Raw genomic sequence first — 18297 nt, 5'->3', positions numbered from 1 at the left:
TGCTCCGACAAGAAGAAGCGTCAGGCCTTGCGCACCCGCAGGCAACGCCACAAAGCCACTACCATTAATCCGCTGACCATCGCCCAACCCCACGCTTGCTGGTTCAACAGACCTTCGCGGAACAGTTGCGGCGCAATGCCGGCACCGATGATAAAGGTCAGCAAGGCAATCTCCCGGCGTGGTCCGGTCACCGGACGAACCAGGTAGACGAGGGCCGGCAGCAACAGGGCCGCACTGGGGAAGCTGCGGTAACGTGGGTCGAACACCAGTGCCAGCATCATCACCGCACCGGCAAACCCGGCGAATGCCACCAGCCAGCCTGCACGTTGTTCCAGCCAGTTGAACGCCCGCTCGCGCCATCCTTCACGGGTGCTCAGGGCCAGGGCGGCATGGGTCAGCACCAGCAGGTTCAGCGCCACCAGCAAGCCGGCCCACACCCACTCGTCATTAAAGCGCGCGGTTACGCGGGTCAGTTCGGCCCAGGTGCCGATGGAACAGGCGGCCACTGCGCCCAGCAAAGGCAAGGCCAGCGCGGCGCGACGGTTGTGAACACGGCCGCCGAGCACCAGCGTCCCCAGCAGGATGAGCCCACCGACACCCAGCCACATCGGCCAATACGGCACATTGGTCACGGGCCCGACGAGGATGCCTTTGTCCTGGCGATCCGCATCGAACAGACCCCAGTAACCACCGACCGCGCCTTCGCTGGCACGCTTCCATGGCTGGTCGAACGCTTCGATCAGGTTGTAGTGCCAGCCATTGGCTTCGGCCATGGCTACAAAACCGCGCATGAACTTGGCCTCGTTGACCCGGCTCGGCACGGCAGTTTCGCGCTGGCGACCTTCGCTGGGCCAGCCGGTTTCGCCGATCAACACGTCCTTGGGGGCGAACTTGTTGCCGAAGGTCTGGCGCACATCGCCCACATGCTTGAGGGCCTGGTCGATGCCGGAGGGGTCGTCTTCCCAGTACGGCAGCAGGTGGATGGTCAGGAAATCCACCGCCGGGGCAATTTCCGGGTGTTGCAGCCAGAACTCCCAGACGTCGGCGTAGGTGACTGGCTGCCGGATCTGGCTTTTGACTTTATGAATCAGCGCCACCAGTTGTTTGGCGGTGACTTCCTTGCGCAACAAGGCTTCGTTGCCGACGATCACTGACGTCACGACGTCCGGGTTGGCGTTGGCGGAGGCGATAAGCAGGTCGACTTCCTTTTCGGTCGCCAGCGGATCGCTGCTGACCCAGGCGCCTGCCATCAGCTTCAACCCATGCTTGCGCGCCAGGTCCGGCAAGCCTTCCAGGCCGGTCATGGAGTAAGTCCTGATGCACTCGAAGCGGGTAGCCAGCAAGGCCAGGTCGGCGTCCATGCGCTCAGGGCGCAGGGTGAACGGCTGGTCGAAGGGCGACTGGTCCTTGTCGAACGGGGTGTACGACGCACATTGCAGCTTATGACTGGCGCTGGCGACATCTGGCAGCACCACTGGCCGACCGAGGCCATACCAATAGCCGATAAGGGCCAGCAGGCCGAGAATCAAGGCGAAGCAATAGGGCAGGGCAGGGAAGCGGGCAGTTGCGGGCATGGTCGGCTTATCTGGGGGGCAAAGGCGCGCATCTTACCCGGATTTAGCCCGTCCCAGTGGGGCTGCATAATTTTGACATGCAAAGTTCGGGCGGGATTCTGGCGCCAAGTCCTACAAAACGACTTGCTGGCGATGTGATGTCGTTTCTTGCTTGCGTGAGGTCGCTGACAGAGCAGGTCGAAGGCCCCGGCAGGTTGATGATCAAAGCGTCAGCACTCCACTGATGTCGCAGCAGCGGGATCGATGCGCGTGAAGGGGGCGCGGTGCACCACATAACAACAGGTTGACGTCGCTCGGCATCCGTCGGGCGCAGCACTTTCGGGGAAGTACGATGAAGATGCGACGACTCTTGGGCGCAGCTGCCACGCTGGTAGTTGCGATGAGCTCCACACTGGCCAGTGCCGACAGCAAGACCCTGAGCATCGGCTACGTGGACGGTTGGTCCGACAGCGTTGCCACCACCCATGTGGCGGCGGAGGTGATCAAGGCAAAGCTCGGTTATGACGTGAAACTGCAAGCGGTCGCCACCGGGATCATGTGGCAGGGTGTAGCCACCGGCAAGCTCGACGCCATGCTCTCCGCCTGGCTGCCGGTGACCCACGGCGAGTACTGGGCCAAGAACAAGGACAAGGTGGTCGACTACGGCCCCAACTTCAAGGATGCGAAGATCGGCTTGATCGTGCCGGAGTACGTCAAAGCCAAGTCCATCGAAGACCTCAAGACCGACACCACGTTCAAGAACAAGATCGTCGGCATCGACGCCGGTTCAGGCGTGATGCTCAAGACCGACGAAGCCATCAAGGCCTACGGCTTGGACTACAAGCTACAAGCCAGTTCAGGCGCGGCAATGATCGCCGAACTGACGCGTGCCGAAGACAAGCAGGAATCCATTGCAGTCACCGGTTGGGTGCCACACTGGATGTTCGCCAAGTGGAAACTGCGGTTCCTGGACGATCCAAAAGGGATTTATGGTGCTGCTGAAACCGTCAACAGCATCGGCAGCAAGGGCCTGGAGAAGAAAGCGCCGGAAGTCGCTGCCTTCCTGAAAAAATTCCAGTGGGCCTCCAAGGATGAAATCGGCGAAGTCATGTTGGCGATCCAAGACGGCACCAAGCCTGACGTGGCGGCCAAGGACTGGGTTGCCAAGCACCCTGAGCGTGTGGCCGAGTGGGTCGGTAAATAACCCCCGATAAAACTGTGGGAGCGAGCTTGCTCGCGAAGAACCCAAAGGTAACGCGCTCATCCTGAATGAGCGCGTTATCGTTGACGACCTTCGCGAGCGAGCTCGCTCCTACAATTGTTTCTGCGCCCCTCTGAACCCTCGCTACACTCCCTCTAATACTAAGGTCGTCTGGAACCTGTCCCGTAGCCGCATACAGTGGCTATTGTTTCAATAATAACAAAGCTGTGCTGCGAGGATAAAAACAATGAACGACAGCATTTACCTCTCGATTCAAAACAGCCCGCGTTTCAAGGAGCTGGTTAGAAAAAGGGAAAGGTTCGCCTGGATTCTCTCGGCGATCATGCTCGGGCTTTACTCCGGATTCATCCTGTTGATCGCCTACGGTCCACAATTGCTGGGCGCTAAGATCAACCCCACCTCGTCCATCACCTGGGGAATCCCTATCGGTGTCGGGCTGATTCTATCGGCCTTTGTCCTCACTGCGATCTACGTGCGACGCGCCAACGGCGAATTCGACGATCTGAACAATGCGATTCTCAAGGAGGCTGCGCAATGATCCGTCGTCTATTGGCTGTACTGGCTGCTTCGGTCTTCGCGCCTGCTGTATGGGCGGGGGAAGCATTGACCGGTGAAGTGCAAAAACAACCGCTGAATATTCCAGCGATCCTGATGTTCGTGGTCTTTGTCGGCGCGACGTTGTGCATCACTTACTGGGCGTCCAAGCGCAACAACTCGGCGGCCGACTACTATGCGGCCGGCGGCAAAATCACCGGTTTCCAGAACGGCCTGGCGATTGCTGGCGACTATATGTCCGCTGCGTCCTTCCTGGGTATTTCCGCGTTGGTATACACCTCTGGCTACGACGGCCTGATCTACTCGATCGGCTTCCTGGTGGGCTGGCCGATCATTCTGTTCCTGATCGCCGAGCGCCTGCGTAACCTGGGCAAATACACCTTTGCCGACGTGGCGTCCTACCGCCTCGGGCAAACCCAGATCCGCAGCCTGTCGGCTTGTGGTTCGCTGGTGGTGGTAGCGTTCTACCTGATCGCGCAGATGGTAGGCGCGGGCAAGTTGATCCAGCTGCTGTTCGGCCTTGATTACCACGTAGCGGTGATCATGGTGGGTGTCCTGATGTGCATGTACGTGCTGTTTGGCGGCATGCTGGCGACCACCTGGGTGCAGATCATCAAGGCAGTGTTGCTGCTGTCCGGTGCTACGTTCATGGCCGTCATGGTGATGAAGCACGTCAACTTCGACTTCAGCACGCTGTTCTCCGAGGCGATCAAGGTTCACCCTAAAGGTGAATCGATCATGAGCCCCGGCGGCCTGGTGAAAGATCCGGTCTCCGCGTTCTCCCTGGCCCTGGCACTGATGTTCGGTACTGCCGGCCTGCCGCACATCCTGATGCGCTTCTTCACTGTAAGCGACGCCAAGGAAGCGCGTAAGAGCGTGTTGTACGCCACTGGCTTCATCGGCTACTTCTACATCCTGACCTTCATCATCGGCTTCGGCGCGATCCTGCTGGTCAGCACCAACCCGGCGTTCAAGGATGCAGCAGGCGCTTTGTTGGGTGGTAACAACATGGCGGCGGTGCACCTGGCCAACGCAGTAGGCGGCAGTATCTTCCTGGGCTTCATCTCGGCCGTGGCGTTCGCTACCATCCTTGCGGTGGTTGCCGGTTTGACCCTGGCCGGTGCTTCGGCGGTGTCCCATGACCTGTATGCCAGTGTGATCAGGAAAGGCAGGGCCAACGATAAGGACGAGATTCGCGTCTCGAAGATCACTACCATCGCTTTGGCGGTGCTGGCGATCTGCCTGGGTATCCTGTTCGAAAGCCAGAACATTGCGTTCATGGTCGGCCTGGCGTTTTCTATCGCTGCCAGCTGTAACTTCCCGGTGTTGCTGCTTTCCATGTACTGGAAAAACCTCACCACCCGTGGCGCGATGATTGGCGGCTGGTTGGGTCTGGTCAGTGCCGTGGGCCTGATGGTCCTGGGCCCGACCATCTGGGTCTCGATCCTGCATCATGAAAAAGCTATCTTCCCGTACGAATACCCGGCGCTGTTCTCGATGATCATTGCGTTCGTCAGTATTTGGTTCTTCTCCATCACCGACAAGTCGGCGGCGGCAGTGAAAGAACGTGCGCTGTTCTTCCCGCAGTTTGTGCGTTCGCAGACGGGTCTGGGGGCGAGCGGGGCGGTTGCTCACTAAGGGTGTAGCTCAATAGGAAATGCCCCGGTCGATAGGCCGGGGCATTTTTTTTGGCTGGGCTATTGCTATCGGGAGCAAGCCCCCACAGTTGATTGCATTCCAAGGTGGGTAGTCGGTCAGGTGGTAGTCGGTCAGGTTTTTTTGGGGGGGCTCAATGGGAAGTGTCCCGGTCGATAGGCTGGGGCTTGCTCCCGATAGCTGAATTTCAGACACAACAGTTTCTTAGTTCCTGCACAAATAAAAACGGCCTCCATGAAGGAGGCCGTTTTTTTATTGCGCGTCAGTCAGATGCTTACTTGCGATCTTCCAACTTGGTAATGTCACGCGACTCGTAGCCGGTGTACAGCTGGCGCGGGCGGCCAATCTTGTACGGGCTGGAGAGCATTTCTTTCCAGTGGGAGATCCAGCCCACGGTCCGCGCCAAGGCGAAGATCACGGTGAACATGCTGGTTGGAATGCCGATCGCCTTGAGGATGATCCCCGAGTAGAAGTCGACGTTCGGGTACAGCGAGCGTTCGATGAAGTACGGGTCGGTCAGGGCGATCTCTTCCAGGCGCATGGCCAGTTCGAGTTGCGGATCGTTCTTGATCCCCAGTTCCCTCAACACTTCGTCGCAGGTCTTCTTCATGACGGTCGCGCGTGGGTCGCGGTTCTTGTAGACCCGGTGACCGAAGCCCATCAACTTGAACGGATCGTTCTTGTCCTTGGCCTTGGCGATGTATTTGTCGATGTTCGAGACATCGCCGATTTCATCGAGCATGGTCAATACGGCTTCGTTCGCACCGCCGTGGGCAGGGCCCCACAGTGCGGCGATACCGGCAGCGATACAGGCGAACGGGTTGGCGCCCGAAGAGCCAGCCAGGCGTACGGTGGACGTCGAGGCATTCTGTTCGTGGTCGGCGTGGAGGATGAAGATCCGGTCCATTGCCTTGGCCAGTACCGGGCTGATCGGTTTGATCTCGCACGGGGTGTTGAACATCATGTGCAGGAAGTTTTCCGCGTACGTCAGGTCGTTGCGCGGGTACATCATGGGTTGGCCCATGGAGTACTTGTAAACCATTGCGGCCAGTGTCGGCATCTTGGCAACCAGGCGGATCGCGGAAATTTCGCGATGCTGCGGGTTATTGATGTCGAGAGAGTCGTGATAGAAGGCCGACAGGGCGCCGACCACGCCGCACATGACGGCCATCGGGTGGGCGTCGCGACGGAAGCCGTTGAAGAACGTCTTCAACTGCTCGTGAACCATGGTGTGGTTCTTCACGGTGCTGACGAACTCAGCTTTTTGCTCGGCTGTTGGTAACTCGCCATTGAGCAGCAGGTAGCAGGTTTCCAGGTAGTCCGATTTTTCAGCCAGTTGCTCGATCGGGTAGCCCCGGTGCAACAGAATGCCATTGTCGCCATCGATATAGGTGATCTTCGACTCGCAAGATGCAGTCGACATGAAGCCTGGGTCGAAAGTGAAACGGCCCGTGGCCGTCAGGCCCCGTACGTCGATAACATCAGGACCAACGGTGCCGGTTAAAATGGGCAGCTCGACGGGGGCTGCGCCCTCGATGATCAACTGCGCTTTTTTGTCAGCCATGTGGCCTCCTATTTATGCTTCAAATCATCAGACAGACCCCCCACGCAGGGCCCGCACCACTATAGTGAGATAAATTCAGATGTCAATTTGCCTAAAGTCTTGCTCCAGCAGGCTTTAACCGGACTTTTTTCGCGAAATTTGCCGCCATTTACGCCTTTTATTGCGTCAGCGCAATCCGCTATTAGCGTGAGGTGCGCGCGTTGTCATTAGTAACCTAACTGTCTATACTCGGCCACCGACCGCCAAGGGCTTTTGGGCTTGCTTTCATTGGGGGTCGCACTCCCTGGGTGGTGCTTACCTGACCAGTTCACTCCCCAACAACTTTGCCCTGATTGTTAGGGGCTCTTCAGTGTGAAAAAAAGCCGTGAATAGCCAACGACCTGTAAACCTAGACCTAAGGACCATCAAACTCCCCATCACCGGCGTTACGTCGTTCCTGCACCGTGTTTCCGGCATCATCCTCTTCCTGGGCTTGGGCATCATGCTTTATGCATTGAGCAAATCCCTGGGTTCCGAGGAAGGTTATGCCGAGGTGAAGGCATGCTTGACCAGTCCGCTGGCCAAGTTCGTAGCATGGGGTCTCTTGTCCGCTCTGCTGTATCACTTGGTAGCCGGCGTGCGCCACTTGATCATGGATATGGGCATCGGTGAGACGCTGGAAGGCGGCCGCCTGGGCTCGAAAATCGTCATCGCCATTTCCGTGGCGCTGATCGTTCTGGCAGGAGTTTGGATATGGTAACCAGCGTAACGAATCTGTCGCGTTCTGGCCTCTATGACTGGATGGCACAACGTGTGTCTGCGGTCGTTCTCGCGGCTTATTTCATTTTCCTGATCGGATACCTCGTCGCAAACCCGGGCATCGGCTATGAGCAATGGCATGGCCTGTTCTCCCACAATGCGATGCGAATCTTCAGTCTGCTGGCCCTTGTAGCCCTGGGCGCTCACGCCTGGGTCGGCATGTGGACCATCTCGACCGACTACCTGACGCCGATGGCGCTGGGCAAGTCCGCGACAGCAGTCCGTTTTCTCTTCCAGGCAGTATGCGGCGTCGTGATGTTCGCTTATTTCGTCTGGGGTGTGCAGATTCTTTGGGGTATCTGATTCATGGCTAACATTCCAACTATTTCATTCGACGCCATCATTATTGGTGGCGGCGGTGCAGGCATGCGCGCTGCGCTGCAGCTGGCTCAGGGTGGTCACAAGACTGCCGTGATCACCAAGGTGTTCCCGACACGCTCCCACACCGTATCGGCCCAGGGTGGTATCACCTGCGCCATCGCGTCCGCCGACCCGAACGATGACTGGCGCTGGCACATGTACGATACCGTCAAGGGTTCCGACTACATCGGTGACCAGGACGCTATCGAATACATGTGTCAGGAAGGCCCGGCTGCGGTATTCGAGCTGGACCACATGGGTCTGCCGTTCTCCCGTACCGAACAAGGCCGTATCTACCAGCGTCCATTCGGCGGTCAGTCGAAGGATTACGGTAAAGGTGGCCAGGCTGCCCGTACCTGCGCTGCGTCCGACCGTACCGGTCACGCGCTGCTGCACACCCTGTATCAGGGCAACCTGAAAGCCGGCACCACGTTCCTCAACGAGTACTACGCGGTTGACCTGGTGAAAAACCAGGACGGCGCTTTCGTTGGCGTGATCGCCATCTGCATCGAAACCGGTGAAACCTCCTACATCCGCGCCAAGGCTACCGTGCTGGCGACTGGCGGTGCAGGCCGTATCTACGCGTCGACCACCAACGCCCTGATCAACACCGGTGACGGCGTTGGCATGGCACTGCGTGCTGGCGTGCCGGTGCAAGACATCGAAATGTGGCAGTTCCACCCGACCGGCATCGCCGGCGCCGGTGTACTGGTTACCGAAGGTTGCCGTGGTGAAGGTGGTTACCTGATCAACAAGAACGGCGAGCGTTTCATGGAGCGCTACGCTCCGAACGCGAAAGACCTGGCTGGCCGTGACGTAGTGGCCCGTTCGATGGTGAAAGAAATCATCGCCGGCAACGGCTGTGGCCCGAACGGCGACCACGTGTTGCTCAAGCTCGATCACCTGGGCGAGGAAGTGCTGCACAGCCGTCTGCCAGGTATCTGCGAACTGTCCAAGACCTTTGCTCACGTTGATCCGGTGGTTGCTCCGGTTCCGGTTGTTCCGACTTGCCACTACATGATGGGCGGCGTGCCGACCAACATTCATGGCCAGGCGATCACTCAGAACGCCGAAGGCGTGGACGAGATCATTCATGGTCTGTTCGCGGTAGGTGAAGTGGCGTGCGTATCGGTACACGGTGCCAACCGTCTGGGCGGCAACTCGCTGCTCGACCTGGTGGTATTCGGTCGTGCGGCCGGCCTGCACCTGGAAAAAGCATTGACTGACGGCATCGAATACGATGACGCCACTGACGCCAATATCGAGGCCGCCCTGGCGCGCCTGAACGCTCTGAACGGGCGTACCGATGGCGAAGACGTGGCTACCCTGCGTCGCGAGCTGCAAAGCTGCATGCAGAACTACTTCGGTGTATTCCGTACCGGCGAATACATGCAGAAGGGTATCGCCCAACTGGCCGATCTGCGCAAGCGCATCGCCAACGTCAAGATCAACGATAAGAGCCAGGCATTCAACACCGCTCGTATCGAAGCCCTTGAGCTTCAAAACCTGCTGGAAGTGGCTGAAGCGACTGCGATTGCCGCCGAGGTTCGTAAAGAGTCCCGTGGTGCTCACGCTCGTGAAGACTACGAAGACCGTGACGATGAAAACTGGCTGTGCCACACCCTCTACTTCCCGGGTGAAAAACGCGTCTCCAAGCGTGCCGTTAACTTCTCGCCGAAGACGGTTCCGATGTTTGAACCGAAAATTCGGACTTACTAAGGGTGGCTGCCATGTTGAAAGTCAGTGTGTATCGCTACAACCCTGATCGGGACGCTGCGCCGTTCATGCAGGATTTCCAGGTCGATACCGGTGGTAAAGACTTGATGGTGCTGGATGTGCTCGCCCTGATCAAAGAGCAGGACGAAGGGTTCTCCTATCGTCGCTCTTGCCGTGAAGGTGTATGCGGCTCCGACGGCATGAACATCAACGGCAAAAACGGCCTGGCGTGCATCACGCCGCTGTCCGCCGTGGTGAAAGGCAACAAGCTGATCATTCGTCCTCTGCCAGGGTTGCCGGTTATCCGTGACCTGGTCGTCGATATGAGCATCTTCTACAAGCAATACGAGAAGGTTAAGCCGTTCCTGCAGAACGATACGCCGGCTCCGGCCATCGAGCGTCTGCAGTCCCCGGAAGAACGTGAAAAGCTCGACGGTCTGTACGAGTGCATCCTGTGCGCTTGCTGCTCGACTTCCTGCCCGTCCTTCTGGTGGAACCCGGACAAGTTCCTGGGCCCAGCTGCCCTGCTGCAAGCGTATCGCTTCCTCGCAGACAGCCGTGACACCAAGACATCCGAGCGTCTGGCTTCGCTGGATGACCCGTTCAGCGTATTCCGCTGCCGCGGGATCATGAACTGCGTCAACGTATGCCCCAAAGGCCTGAACCCGACTAAGGCCATTGGTCACATCCGTAACATGTTGCTGCAAAGCGGCGTGTAACCGACGTTGTAACAAAGCAGGACCGTTGTGCCCGTAAATGCTACGGCGCAGGCTTCAACCGGCGCCGTGGTTTTAACCTGAGCAGCGACTTACAAAGCCGCGGCTCTTATTTTGAAGAAATGAGACAAGCAGGGGCATTCGGGTTGGTACCCGAACTATCAGCGTGATCCTAGTGGCTTGTTTTGGTCGCTGCACTTGGCCTTTTGCAAGCAGACTCGGTGTTTTCGCCGGTGGTGTCCCCAAATTGAGGGTGACCAAGCATGCAAGAAAGCGTGATGCAGCGCATGTGGAACAGCGGCTATCTATCAGGTGGTAACGCTGCCTATGTGGAAGAGCTTTATGAGCTCTACCTGCACGACCCTAACGCTGTGCCAGAAGAATGGCGCACCAAATTTCAGACGTTGTCTTCAGACGGCAACGCTGCCACCGATGTATCGCACGCAACAATTCGCGATCAGTTCGTGCTGCTGGCAAAGAACCAGCGCCGCGCCCAACCGGTTTCTGCCGGCAGCGTGAGCAGTGAGCACGAGAAGAAGCAAGTTGAAGTATTGCGATTGATCCAGGCCTACCGAATGCGCGGCCACCAGGCGGCCCAGCTCGATCCGCTGGGGCTCTGGAAGCGTCCTGCACCTGCAGACCTGTCGATCAATCATTACGGCTTGACCAATGCCGATCTTGATACGACCTTCCGTGCCGGCGACCTGTTCATCGGCAAAGAGGAGGCGAGCCTACGCGAAATTCACGAAGCGTTGCAGCAGACATATTGCCGCACCATTGGCGCTGAGTTCACGCACATCACCGATTCCGAACAGCGTCACTGGTTCCAGCATCGCCTGGAAGGCGTGCGTGGCCGCCCGGTGCTGTCCGCCGATGTGCGCAGCCACCTGCTTGAGCGCGTGACCGCGGCCGAAGGCCTCGAGAAATACCTCGGCACCAAATACCCAGGCACCAAACGTTTCGGCCTGGAAGGCGGCGAAAGCCTGATTCCGATGCTCGATGAGCTGATCCAGCGTTCCGGCTCCTACGGCACCAAGGAAATCGTGATCGGCATGGCCCACCGTGGTCGCCTGAACGTGCTGGTCAATACCTTCGGGAAGAACCCGCGCGATCTGTTCGACGAATTCGAAGGCAAGAAGAAGGTCGAGTTGGGTTCCGGTGACGTTAAGTATCACCAGGGCTTCTCGTCCAACGTGATGACCACCGGCGGCGAAGTTCACCTCGCCATGGCGTTCAACCCATCCCACCTGGAAATCGTTTCTCCAGTGGTCGAGGGTTCGGTACGTGCTCGCCAGGATCGTCGTAACGACACCACCGGTGAGAAGGTTCTGCCGATTTCCATCCACGGTGACGCGGCATTCGCCGGTCAAGGCGTGGTCCTGGAAACGTTCCAGATGTCGCAGACTCGCGGCTTCAAGACCGGCGGTACCGTTCACATCGTCATCAACAACCAGGTGGGCTTCACCATCAGCAACCCGTTGGACGCGCGTTCCACCGAGTACGCCACCGACGTTGCCAAGATGATCCAGGCGCCGATCCTCCATGTGAATGGCGATGATCCGGAAGCCGTACTGTTCGTGACCCAACTGGCCATCGACTACCGCATGCAGTTCAAGCGTGATGTGGTGATCGACCTGGTTTGCTACCGCCGTCGCGGTCACAACGAAGCGGACGAACCAAGCGGCACCCAGCCGTTGATGTATCAGCAGATCACCAAGCAGCGCACCACCCGTGAGCTGTATGCCGAAAGCCTGACCAAGGCCGGCGTGATCGACGATGTGCGTGTTCAGGCGAAAGTCGACGAATACCGCAACGCGCTGGACAACGGTCTGCATGTAGTGAAGAGCCTGGTCAAAGAGCCGAACAAAGAGCTGTTCGTCGACTGGCGTCCATACCTGGGCCACGCCTGGACTGCGCGTCACGATACGTCGTTCGATCTGAAAACCCTGCAGGAACTGTCTGCCAAGCTGCTGGAAATTCCAGAAGGCTTCGTGGTACAGCGCCAGGTCTCGAAGATCTACGAAGACCGTCAGAAGATGCAAGCCGGCGGCCTGCCGATCAACTGGGGTTACGCCGAAACCATGGCGTACGCGACCCTGGCGTTCGAAGGTCACCCGATCCGCATGACCGGCCAGGACATCGGCCGTGGTACGTTCTCGCACCGTCACGCGGTTCTGCACAACCAGAAAGACGCAAGCACCTACATCCCGTTGCAACACCTGTACGACGGCCAGCCACGTTTCGACCTGTACGATTCGTTCCTGTCCGAAGAAGCCGTACTGGCGTTCGAATACGGTTACTCGACCACCACGCCTAACGCGCTGGTGATCTGGGAAGCCCAGTTCGGCGACTTCGCCAACGGTGCCCAGGTGGTGATCGACCAGTTCATCACCAGCGGCGAGCACAAGTGGGGCCGTCTGTGCGGTCTGACCATGCTGTTGCCGCACGGTTATGAAGGTCAGGGTCCGGAGCACTCCTCGGCCCGTCTGGAGCGTTACCTGCAGTTGTGCGCCGAGCACAACATCCAGGTGTGCGTGCCGACTACCCCGGCCCAGATCTACCACTTGCTGCGTCGCCAGGTCATTCGTCCGCTGCGCAAGCCGCTGGTAGTGCTGACTCCGAAATCGCTGTTGCGTCACAAATTGGCCATCTCGACCCTGGAAGATCTGGCAGACGGTTCGTTCCAGACCGTGATTCCAGAAATCGACACCCTGGACGCGGCCAAGGTCACTCGCCTGGTCCTGTGCAGCGGCAAGGTTTACTACGACTTGCTGGAAAAACGCCGTGCCGAAGGCCGCGAAGACATCGCTATCGTGCGTATCGAGCAGCTTTATCCGTTCCCGGAAGACGACCTGATGGAGGCCATCGCGCCTTATACCAACCTCACCAATGTGGTGTGGTGTCAGGAAGAACCGATGAACCAGGGCGCGTGGTACAGCAGTCAGCATCATCTGCGTCGCAGTATCGGTAACCACAACAAGGCCTTGGGCCTGGAGTACGCCGGTCGTGATGCGTCTGCGGCACCTGCGTGTGGTTATGCGTCGATGCACGCCGAGCAGCAGGAAAAACTGCTGAAAGATGCTTTCACTGTCTAACGCCTTTGCGCTGACTGAAACCGAATTTTAAGGACACACAGATAATGGCTATCGAAATCAAAGCCCCGTCATTCCCGGAATCGGTTGCCGATGGCACCGTTGCCACCTGGCACAAGAAACCCGGTGAGGCCGTCAAGCGTGACGACCTGATCGTCGACATCGAGACCGACAAAGTCGTGCTGGAAGTGTTGGCCGAAGCTGACGGCGTGCTGGGCGCAATCATTGCCGAAGAAGGCGCGACCGTTCTGTCGAACCAGGTACTGGGTTCGATCGAAGAGGGCAGCGCTGCTGCTCCTGCTCCTGCCGCCGCTGCCCCGGCCGTTGCCGCTTCGGCACCGGCTGCTGCCCCGGCTGCTGGCGCCGAAGATCCAATCGCTGCACCGGCTGCACGCCAGCTGGCCGAAGAAAACGGCATCAACCTGGCTTCCCTCAAAGGCACCGGCAAAGACGGTCGCGTGACCAAGGAAGACGTGGTTGCCGCTGTTGAAGCGAAGAAAAACGCACCCGCTGCCGCACCGGCCAAGGCTGCTGCCCCGGCTGCCGCTGCACCTGTGTTCGCTGCTGGCGACCGCACCGAGAAGCGCGTACCGATGACTCGTGTACGTGCCACCGTGGCCAAGCGCCTGGTTGAAGCACAGTCGAACATGGCGATGCTGACCACTTTCAACGAAGTCGACATGACCGAAGTCATGGCGCTGCGTTCGAAGTACAAGGACCTGTTCGAGAAGTCCCACAACGGCGTGCGCCTGGGCTTCATGTCGTTCTTCGTGAAAGCGGCCACCGAAGCGCTGAAACGCTTCCCGGCAGTCAACGCTTCCATCGACGGCGGCGACATCGTTTACCACGGCTATGCAGATATCGGCGTTGCCGTATCCAGCGACCGTGGCCTGGTAGTTCCGGTTCTGCGTAACGCCGAACTGATGAGCCTGGCTGAAATCGAAGGCGGCATTGCCGGCTTCGGCAAAAAAGCCCGCGATGGCAAGCTGACCATCGACGAGATGACCGGTGGTACCTTCACTATCACCAACGGTGGTACCTTCGGTTCGATGATGTCGACTCCGATCGTCAACCCACCACAAGCCGCGATCCTGGGCATGCACAACATCATCCAGCGTCCGATGGCCATCAACGGCCAAGTCGTGATCCGCCCAATGATGTACCTGGCACTGTCTTACGATCACCGCCTGATCGATGGTAAAGAAGCCGTGACTTTCCTGGTGACCATCAAGAACCTGCTGGAAGACCCGGCTCGTCTGCTGCTGGATATCTGATAGAAGCAGCTGCAGGCCTCAAGTGACAGGCTGCCGGATAAGGCAGTCTGGCTTGGGGCTTGTGGCTTGAAAGCTTGCTGCTAAATAGAGGAACTATTTTCATGTCGCAGAAATTTGACGTTGTAGTGATTGGTGCAGGTCCTGGTGGCTATGTTGCCGCCATCAAGGCTGCACAACTGGGCCTCTCGACTGCTTGCATCGAAAAATACACCGACAAGGAAGGCAAACTGGCGCTGGGCGGTACCTGCCTGAACGTCGGTTGCATTCCTTCCAAGGCGCTGCTGGACAGCTCCTGGAAATTCCACGAAGCCCAAGACGGCTTTGCGATCCACGGCATCCACCACGCTGGCGTGACCATGGACGTGCCAGCAATGGTCGGCCGTAAAGCCAACATTGTTAAAGGCCTGACTTCCGGCGTTGCCACCTTGTTCAAGGCCAACGGTGTCACTTCCCTGCAAGGCCACGGCAAACTGCTGGCCGGCAAGAAAGTCGAAATCACCAAGCCTGACGGTTCGGTTGAAGTCATCGAAGCCGAGAACGTGATCCTGGCTCCAGGTTCGCGTCCAATCGACATTCCACCGGCTCCGGTTGACCAGAACGTAATCGTCGATTCGACCGGCGCCCTGGAATTCCAGGCTGTGCCTAAGCGTCTGGGCGTGATCGGCGCTGGCGTGATCGGCCTGGAACTGGGTTCCGTCTGGTCCCGCCTGGGTGCCAAAGTGACTGTGCTGGAAGCCCTGGACACGTTCCTGCTGGCTGCCGACACCGCGGTGTCCAAAGAAGCCTACAAAACCCTGACCAAACAAGGTCTGGACATCAAGCTGGGCGCTCGCGTGACCGGCTCGAAGGTCAACGGCGAAGAAGTGGTCGTGACCTACACCGACAAGGATGGCGAACAGACCATCACTTTCGACAAGCTGATCGTAGCCGTGGGTCGCCGTCCAGTGACCACCGACCTGCTGGCTGCCGATAGCGGCGTGAACATCGACGAGCGTGGTTTCATCCACGTTGACGATCATTGCGCTACCACCGTTCCAGGCGTCTACGCCATTGGTGACGTGGTTCGCGGCATGATGCTGGCGCACAAGGCTTCCGAAGAAGGCATCATGGTTGTCGAGCGCATCAAGGGCCACAAAACCCAGATGAACTACGACCTGATCCCATCGGTTATCTACACCCACCCGGAAATTGCATGGGTCGGCAAAAACGAACAGCAGTTGAAAGCTGAAGGCGTTGAAGTTAACGTCGGCACCTTCCCGTTTGCTGCTTCTGGCCGTGCCATGGCTGCCAACGACACCGGTGGTTTCGTCAAAGTCATCGCTGATGCCAAGACTGACCGCGTATTGGGCGTCCATGTGATTGGCCCAGGCGCAGCGGAACTGGTTCAGCAGGGTGCAATCGGTATGGAATTCGGCACCAGTGCCGAGGACATCGGCATGATGGTTTTCTCCCATCCGACCCTGTCCGAAGCGCTGCATGAAGCCGCGCTGGCAGTGAATGGCCACGCCATCCACATTGCCAACAAGAAGAAGCGCTAAAAAAAGAGATAATAAGAAACCACGGCGGCTGCCCGTCGTGAGCCTTGCGCGCAAGACTCACCGCGGAATGTCCGCCGGACGCAGTCTTGCGCAGCTTGACCGGGCTTAAGTCCGGCGGGTTGCGCAAGCAGCAGTCACAGGTGGTGCGGCACTCATAATGAGTGCAGCGCCGAATGCGCAGTACCTAACGAAGACGGTAAAAAGCATGAATCTTCACGAGTATCAGGGTAAGCAGCTGTTCGCTGAATACGGCCTGCCAGTTTCCACTGGTTACGCAGTAGACACCCCGGAAGCAGCAGCAGAAGCTTGCGACAAAATCGGTGGCACTGAATGGGTTGTCAAAGCCCAGGTTCACGCCGGTGGTCGCGGTAAAGCGGGCGGCGTTAAGCTGGTTCGCAGCAAAGAAGACGCCAAGGCCTTCGCACAGCAGTGGCTGGGCAAGCGTCTGGTGACTTACCAGACTGATGCCAATGGCCAGCCAGTCACCAAAATCCTGGTTGAATCGTGCACTGATATCGCTAAAGAGCTGTACCTGGGCGCTGTCGTTGACCGTTCGAGCCGTCGCATCGTGTTCATGGCTTCCACCGAAGGTGGCGTGGACATTGAAAAGATCGCTCACGAAACCCCAGAAAAAATTCTGAAAGCCACTATCGATCCACTGGTTGGCGCTCAGCCATTCCAGGGTCGCGAGCTGGCTTTCCAGTTGGGCCTGGAAGGCAAGCAAGTTGCCCAGTTCGCCAAGATCTTCGTCGGTCTGGCCAAACTGTTCCAGGATCACGATCTGGCCCTGCTGGAAGTGAACCCGCTGGTGATCAAGGCTGATGGCGATCTGCACTGCCTCGACGCCAAGATCAACATCGACGCCAACGCGATGTACCGTCAGCCTAAGCTGAAGACTTTCCACGATCCGTCGCAGGACGATCCGCGCGAAGCGCACGCTGCCAAGTTCGAGCTGAACTACGTAGCCCTGGAAGGTAACATCGGTTGCATGGTCAACGGTGCTGGCCTGGCCATGGGTACCATGGACATCGTCAACCTGCATGGCGGCAAACCGGCCAACTTCCTCGACGTGGGCGGTGGTGCTACCAAAGAACGCGTAACCGAAGCGTTCAAGATCATCCTGTCCGACTCCAACGTCGCAGCAGTACTGGTCAACATCTTCGGCGGCATCGTTCGTTGCGACATGATTGCCGAAGGCATCATCGGTGCAGTGAAAGAAGTCGGCGTTAAAATCCCGGTTGTTGTTCGCCTTGAAGGTAACAACGCTGAACTGGGCGCTAAAGTACTGGCAGAAAGCGGTTTGAACATCATCGCGGCTACCAGCCTGACCGACGCTGCTCAACAAGTTGTCAAAGCTGCGGAGGGCAAATAATGAGCGTCCTGATCAATAAAGACACCAAAGTTATCTGCCAGGGTATTACCGGTTCGCAAGGTAGTTTCCACACCCAGCAAGCCATCGAATACGGCACCAAGATGGTTGGCGGCGTAACGCCGGGCAAAGGCGGCACCGAGCATCTGGGCCTGCCAGTGTTCAACACCGTGAAAGACGCTGTAGCTGCCACTGGCGCCACCGCCAGCGTGATCTACGTTCCAGCTCCTTTCTGCAAGGACTCGATCCTGGAAGCAGCCTTCGGCGGCATCAAGCTGATCGTGTGCATCACCGAAGGCATTCCTACCCTGGACATGCTGGACGCTAAAGTTAAGTGCGACGAGCTGGGCGTAATCCTGATCGGCCCTAACTGCCCAGGCGTGATCACCCCAGGCGAATGCAAGATCGGCATCATGCCCGGTCACATTCACTTGCCAGGTAAAGTCGGTATCGTTTCCCGTTCCGGCACCCTGACCTACGAAGCTGTGAAGCAGACCACTGACGCCGGTTTCGGTCAGTCGACTTGCGTCGGCATCGGCGGTGACCCGATCCCAGGCTCCAACTTCATCGACATCCTGAAGCTGTTCCAGGAAGACCCGAAGACCGAAGCGATCGTCATGATCGGTGAGATCGGCGGTTCGGCTGAAGAAGAAGCCGCTGCCTACATCAAGGCACACGTGACCAAGCCGGTTGTTTCCTACATCGCTGGTGTGACTGCTCCTGCAGGCAAGCGCATGGGCCATGCTGGTGCAATCATCTCTGGCGGCAAAGGCACTGCAGACGAGAAATTCGCTGCACTGCAAGACGCAGGCGTTAAAACCGTGCGTTCGCTGGCAGACATCGGCAAGGCCCTGGCCGAGCTGACCGGTTGGGCTGTCAAGTAA

Annotated in this window: 14 protein-coding genes; 12 read left to right on the top strand and 2 right to left on the bottom strand. The window is 58.3% G+C overall.

All coding sequences use genetic code 11. The annotated features are described in order from the left end of the window. Nucleotides 1–20: 20 nt before the first annotated feature. On the bottom strand, nucleotides 21–1574 hold the full coding sequence (locus ACLH0J_RS24890; RefSeq protein WP_411389484.1) for a glycosyl hydrolase family 17 protein: 1554 nt from the start codon (nucleotides 1572–1574) through the stop codon (nucleotides 21–23). 331 nt (nucleotides 1575–1905) lie between these two features. Here ACLH0J_RS24890 and ACLH0J_RS24885 point away from each other — a divergent pair, with 331 nt between their 5' ends. From ACLH0J_RS24885 to ACLH0J_RS24875, 3 genes are all read left to right on the top strand, one after another. Continuing rightward, nucleotides 1906–2757, top strand: coding sequence for a glycine betaine ABC transporter substrate-binding protein (locus tag ACLH0J_RS24885; RefSeq protein WP_411389483.1), 852 nt, complete (start codon nucleotides 1906–1908; stop codon nucleotides 2755–2757). Between the two features lie 244 nt (nucleotides 2758–3001). Continuing rightward, nucleotides 3002–3313, top strand: a complete 312-nt coding sequence (locus ACLH0J_RS24880) for a DUF485 domain-containing protein (protein WP_010565001.1) — start codon at nucleotides 3002–3004, stop codon at nucleotides 3311–3313. After that, the gene (locus ACLH0J_RS24875) at nucleotides 3310–4968 is read left to right on the top strand and encodes a cation acetate symporter (RefSeq protein WP_411389482.1); all 1659 of its coding nucleotides are present in this window, start codon (nucleotides 3310–3312) and stop codon (nucleotides 4966–4968) included. The genes ACLH0J_RS24880 and ACLH0J_RS24875 overlap by 4 nt, the downstream gene beginning before the upstream one ends. 292 nt (nucleotides 4969–5260) lie before the next feature. Here the strand turns inward: ACLH0J_RS24875 and gltA are convergent, their stop codons facing one another. Then, a complete protein-coding gene (gene gltA / locus ACLH0J_RS24870; RefSeq protein ID WP_411389481.1) occupies nucleotides 5261–6550 on the bottom strand; it encodes a citrate synthase in 1290 nt (429 codons plus the stop codon). 364 nt (nucleotides 6551–6914) lie between these two features. Here gltA and sdhC point away from each other — a divergent pair, with 364 nt between their 5' ends. From sdhC to sucD, 9 genes are all read left to right on the top strand, one after another. Further along, nucleotides 6915–7289, top strand: coding sequence for a succinate dehydrogenase, cytochrome b556 subunit (sdhC, locus tag ACLH0J_RS24865; RefSeq protein WP_411389480.1), 375 nt, complete (start codon nucleotides 6915–6917; stop codon nucleotides 7287–7289). Next, on the top strand, nucleotides 7283–7651 hold the full coding sequence (gene sdhD / locus ACLH0J_RS24860) for a succinate dehydrogenase, hydrophobic membrane anchor protein (RefSeq protein WP_010564996.1): 369 nt from the start codon (nucleotides 7283–7285) through the stop codon (nucleotides 7649–7651). The genes sdhC and sdhD overlap by 7 nt, the downstream gene beginning before the upstream one ends. Nucleotides 7652–7654: 3 nt before the next feature. Continuing rightward, nucleotides 7655–9427 carry a succinate dehydrogenase flavoprotein subunit gene (gene sdhA, locus ACLH0J_RS24855; RefSeq protein WP_411389479.1) on the top strand — a complete coding sequence of 591 codons (1773 nt, stop codon included), beginning with the start codon at nucleotides 7655–7657 and terminating at the stop codon, nucleotides 9425–9427. An 11-nt stretch (nucleotides 9428–9438) separates the two neighbouring features. Then, on the top strand, nucleotides 9439–10143 hold the full coding sequence (locus ACLH0J_RS24850) for a succinate dehydrogenase iron-sulfur subunit (RefSeq protein ID WP_010564994.1): 705 nt from the start codon (nucleotides 9439–9441) through the stop codon (nucleotides 10141–10143). Between the two features lie 260 nt (nucleotides 10144–10403). Beyond that, complete coding sequence (locus ACLH0J_RS24845; RefSeq protein WP_411389478.1) at nucleotides 10404–13235, top strand: 2-oxoglutarate dehydrogenase E1 component; 2832 nt, start codon at nucleotides 10404–10406, stop codon at nucleotides 13233–13235. 44 nt (nucleotides 13236–13279) lie between these two features. Then, complete coding sequence (odhB, locus tag ACLH0J_RS24840; protein WP_411389477.1) at nucleotides 13280–14506, top strand: 2-oxoglutarate dehydrogenase complex dihydrolipoyllysine-residue succinyltransferase; 1227 nt, start codon at nucleotides 13280–13282, stop codon at nucleotides 14504–14506. A gap of 101 nt (nucleotides 14507–14607) precedes the next feature. Beyond that, complete coding sequence (gene lpdA / locus ACLH0J_RS24835) at nucleotides 14608–16044, top strand: dihydrolipoyl dehydrogenase (protein WP_411389476.1); 1437 nt, start codon at nucleotides 14608–14610, stop codon at nucleotides 16042–16044. A gap of 205 nt (nucleotides 16045–16249) precedes the next feature. Then, nucleotides 16250–17416 carry an ADP-forming succinate--CoA ligase subunit beta gene (sucC, locus tag ACLH0J_RS24830; RefSeq protein ID WP_010564990.1) on the top strand — a complete coding sequence of 389 codons (1167 nt, stop codon included), beginning with the start codon at nucleotides 16250–16252 and terminating at the stop codon, nucleotides 17414–17416. Beyond that, nucleotides 17416–18297, top strand: coding sequence for a succinate--CoA ligase subunit alpha (gene sucD / locus ACLH0J_RS24825; RefSeq protein WP_019692317.1), 882 nt, complete (start codon nucleotides 17416–17418; stop codon nucleotides 18295–18297). Before sucC ends, sucD begins: the two co-directional genes overlap by 1 nt.

Source organism: Pseudomonas sp. MPB23 (assembly GCF_046605395.1).
Taxonomy (GTDB): Bacteria; Pseudomonadota; Gammaproteobacteria; order Pseudomonadales; family Pseudomonadaceae; genus Aquipseudomonas.
Note: the sequence above shows the minus strand (reverse complement) of the source record. Positions and strands in the feature narration are given on the sequence as shown.

Excerpts from the sequence above, each read along its gene's own strand:
- odhB (WP_411389477.1), top strand. The coding sequence starts at position 13,280 with ATGGCTATCGAAATCAAAGCCCCGTCATTCCCGGAATCGGTTGCCGAT.
- sucD (WP_019692317.1), top strand. The coding sequence starts at position 17,416 with ATGAGCGTCCTGATCAATAAAGACACCAAAGTTATCTGCCAGGGTATT.
- sucC (WP_010564990.1), top strand. The coding sequence starts at position 16,250 with ATGAATCTTCACGAGTATCAGGGTAAGCAGCTGTTCGCTGAATACGGC.
- ACLH0J_RS24890 (WP_411389484.1), bottom strand. The coding sequence starts at position 1,574 with ATGCCCGCAACTGCCCGCTTCCCTGCCCTGCCCTATTGCTTCGCCTTG.
- sdhD (WP_010564996.1), top strand. The coding sequence starts at position 7,283 with ATGGTAACCAGCGTAACGAATCTGTCGCGTTCTGGCCTCTATGACTGG.
- lpdA (WP_411389476.1), top strand. The coding sequence starts at position 14,608 with ATGTCGCAGAAATTTGACGTTGTAGTGATTGGTGCAGGTCCTGGTGGC.
- ACLH0J_RS24885 (WP_411389483.1), top strand. The coding sequence starts at position 1,906 with ATGAAGATGCGACGACTCTTGGGCGCAGCTGCCACGCTGGTAGTTGCG.
- ACLH0J_RS24875 (WP_411389482.1), top strand. The coding sequence starts at position 3,310 with ATGATCCGTCGTCTATTGGCTGTACTGGCTGCTTCGGTCTTCGCGCCT.
- ACLH0J_RS24845 (WP_411389478.1), top strand. The coding sequence starts at position 10,404 with ATGCAAGAAAGCGTGATGCAGCGCATGTGGAACAGCGGCTATCTATCA.
- gltA (WP_411389481.1), bottom strand. The coding sequence starts at position 6,550 with ATGGCTGACAAAAAAGCGCAGTTGATCATCGAGGGCGCAGCCCCCGTC.
- ACLH0J_RS24880 (WP_010565001.1), top strand. The coding sequence starts at position 3,002 with ATGAACGACAGCATTTACCTCTCGATTCAAAACAGCCCGCGTTTCAAG.
- sdhA (WP_411389479.1), top strand. The coding sequence starts at position 7,655 with ATGGCTAACATTCCAACTATTTCATTCGACGCCATCATTATTGGTGGC.
- ACLH0J_RS24850 (WP_010564994.1), top strand. The coding sequence starts at position 9,439 with ATGTTGAAAGTCAGTGTGTATCGCTACAACCCTGATCGGGACGCTGCG.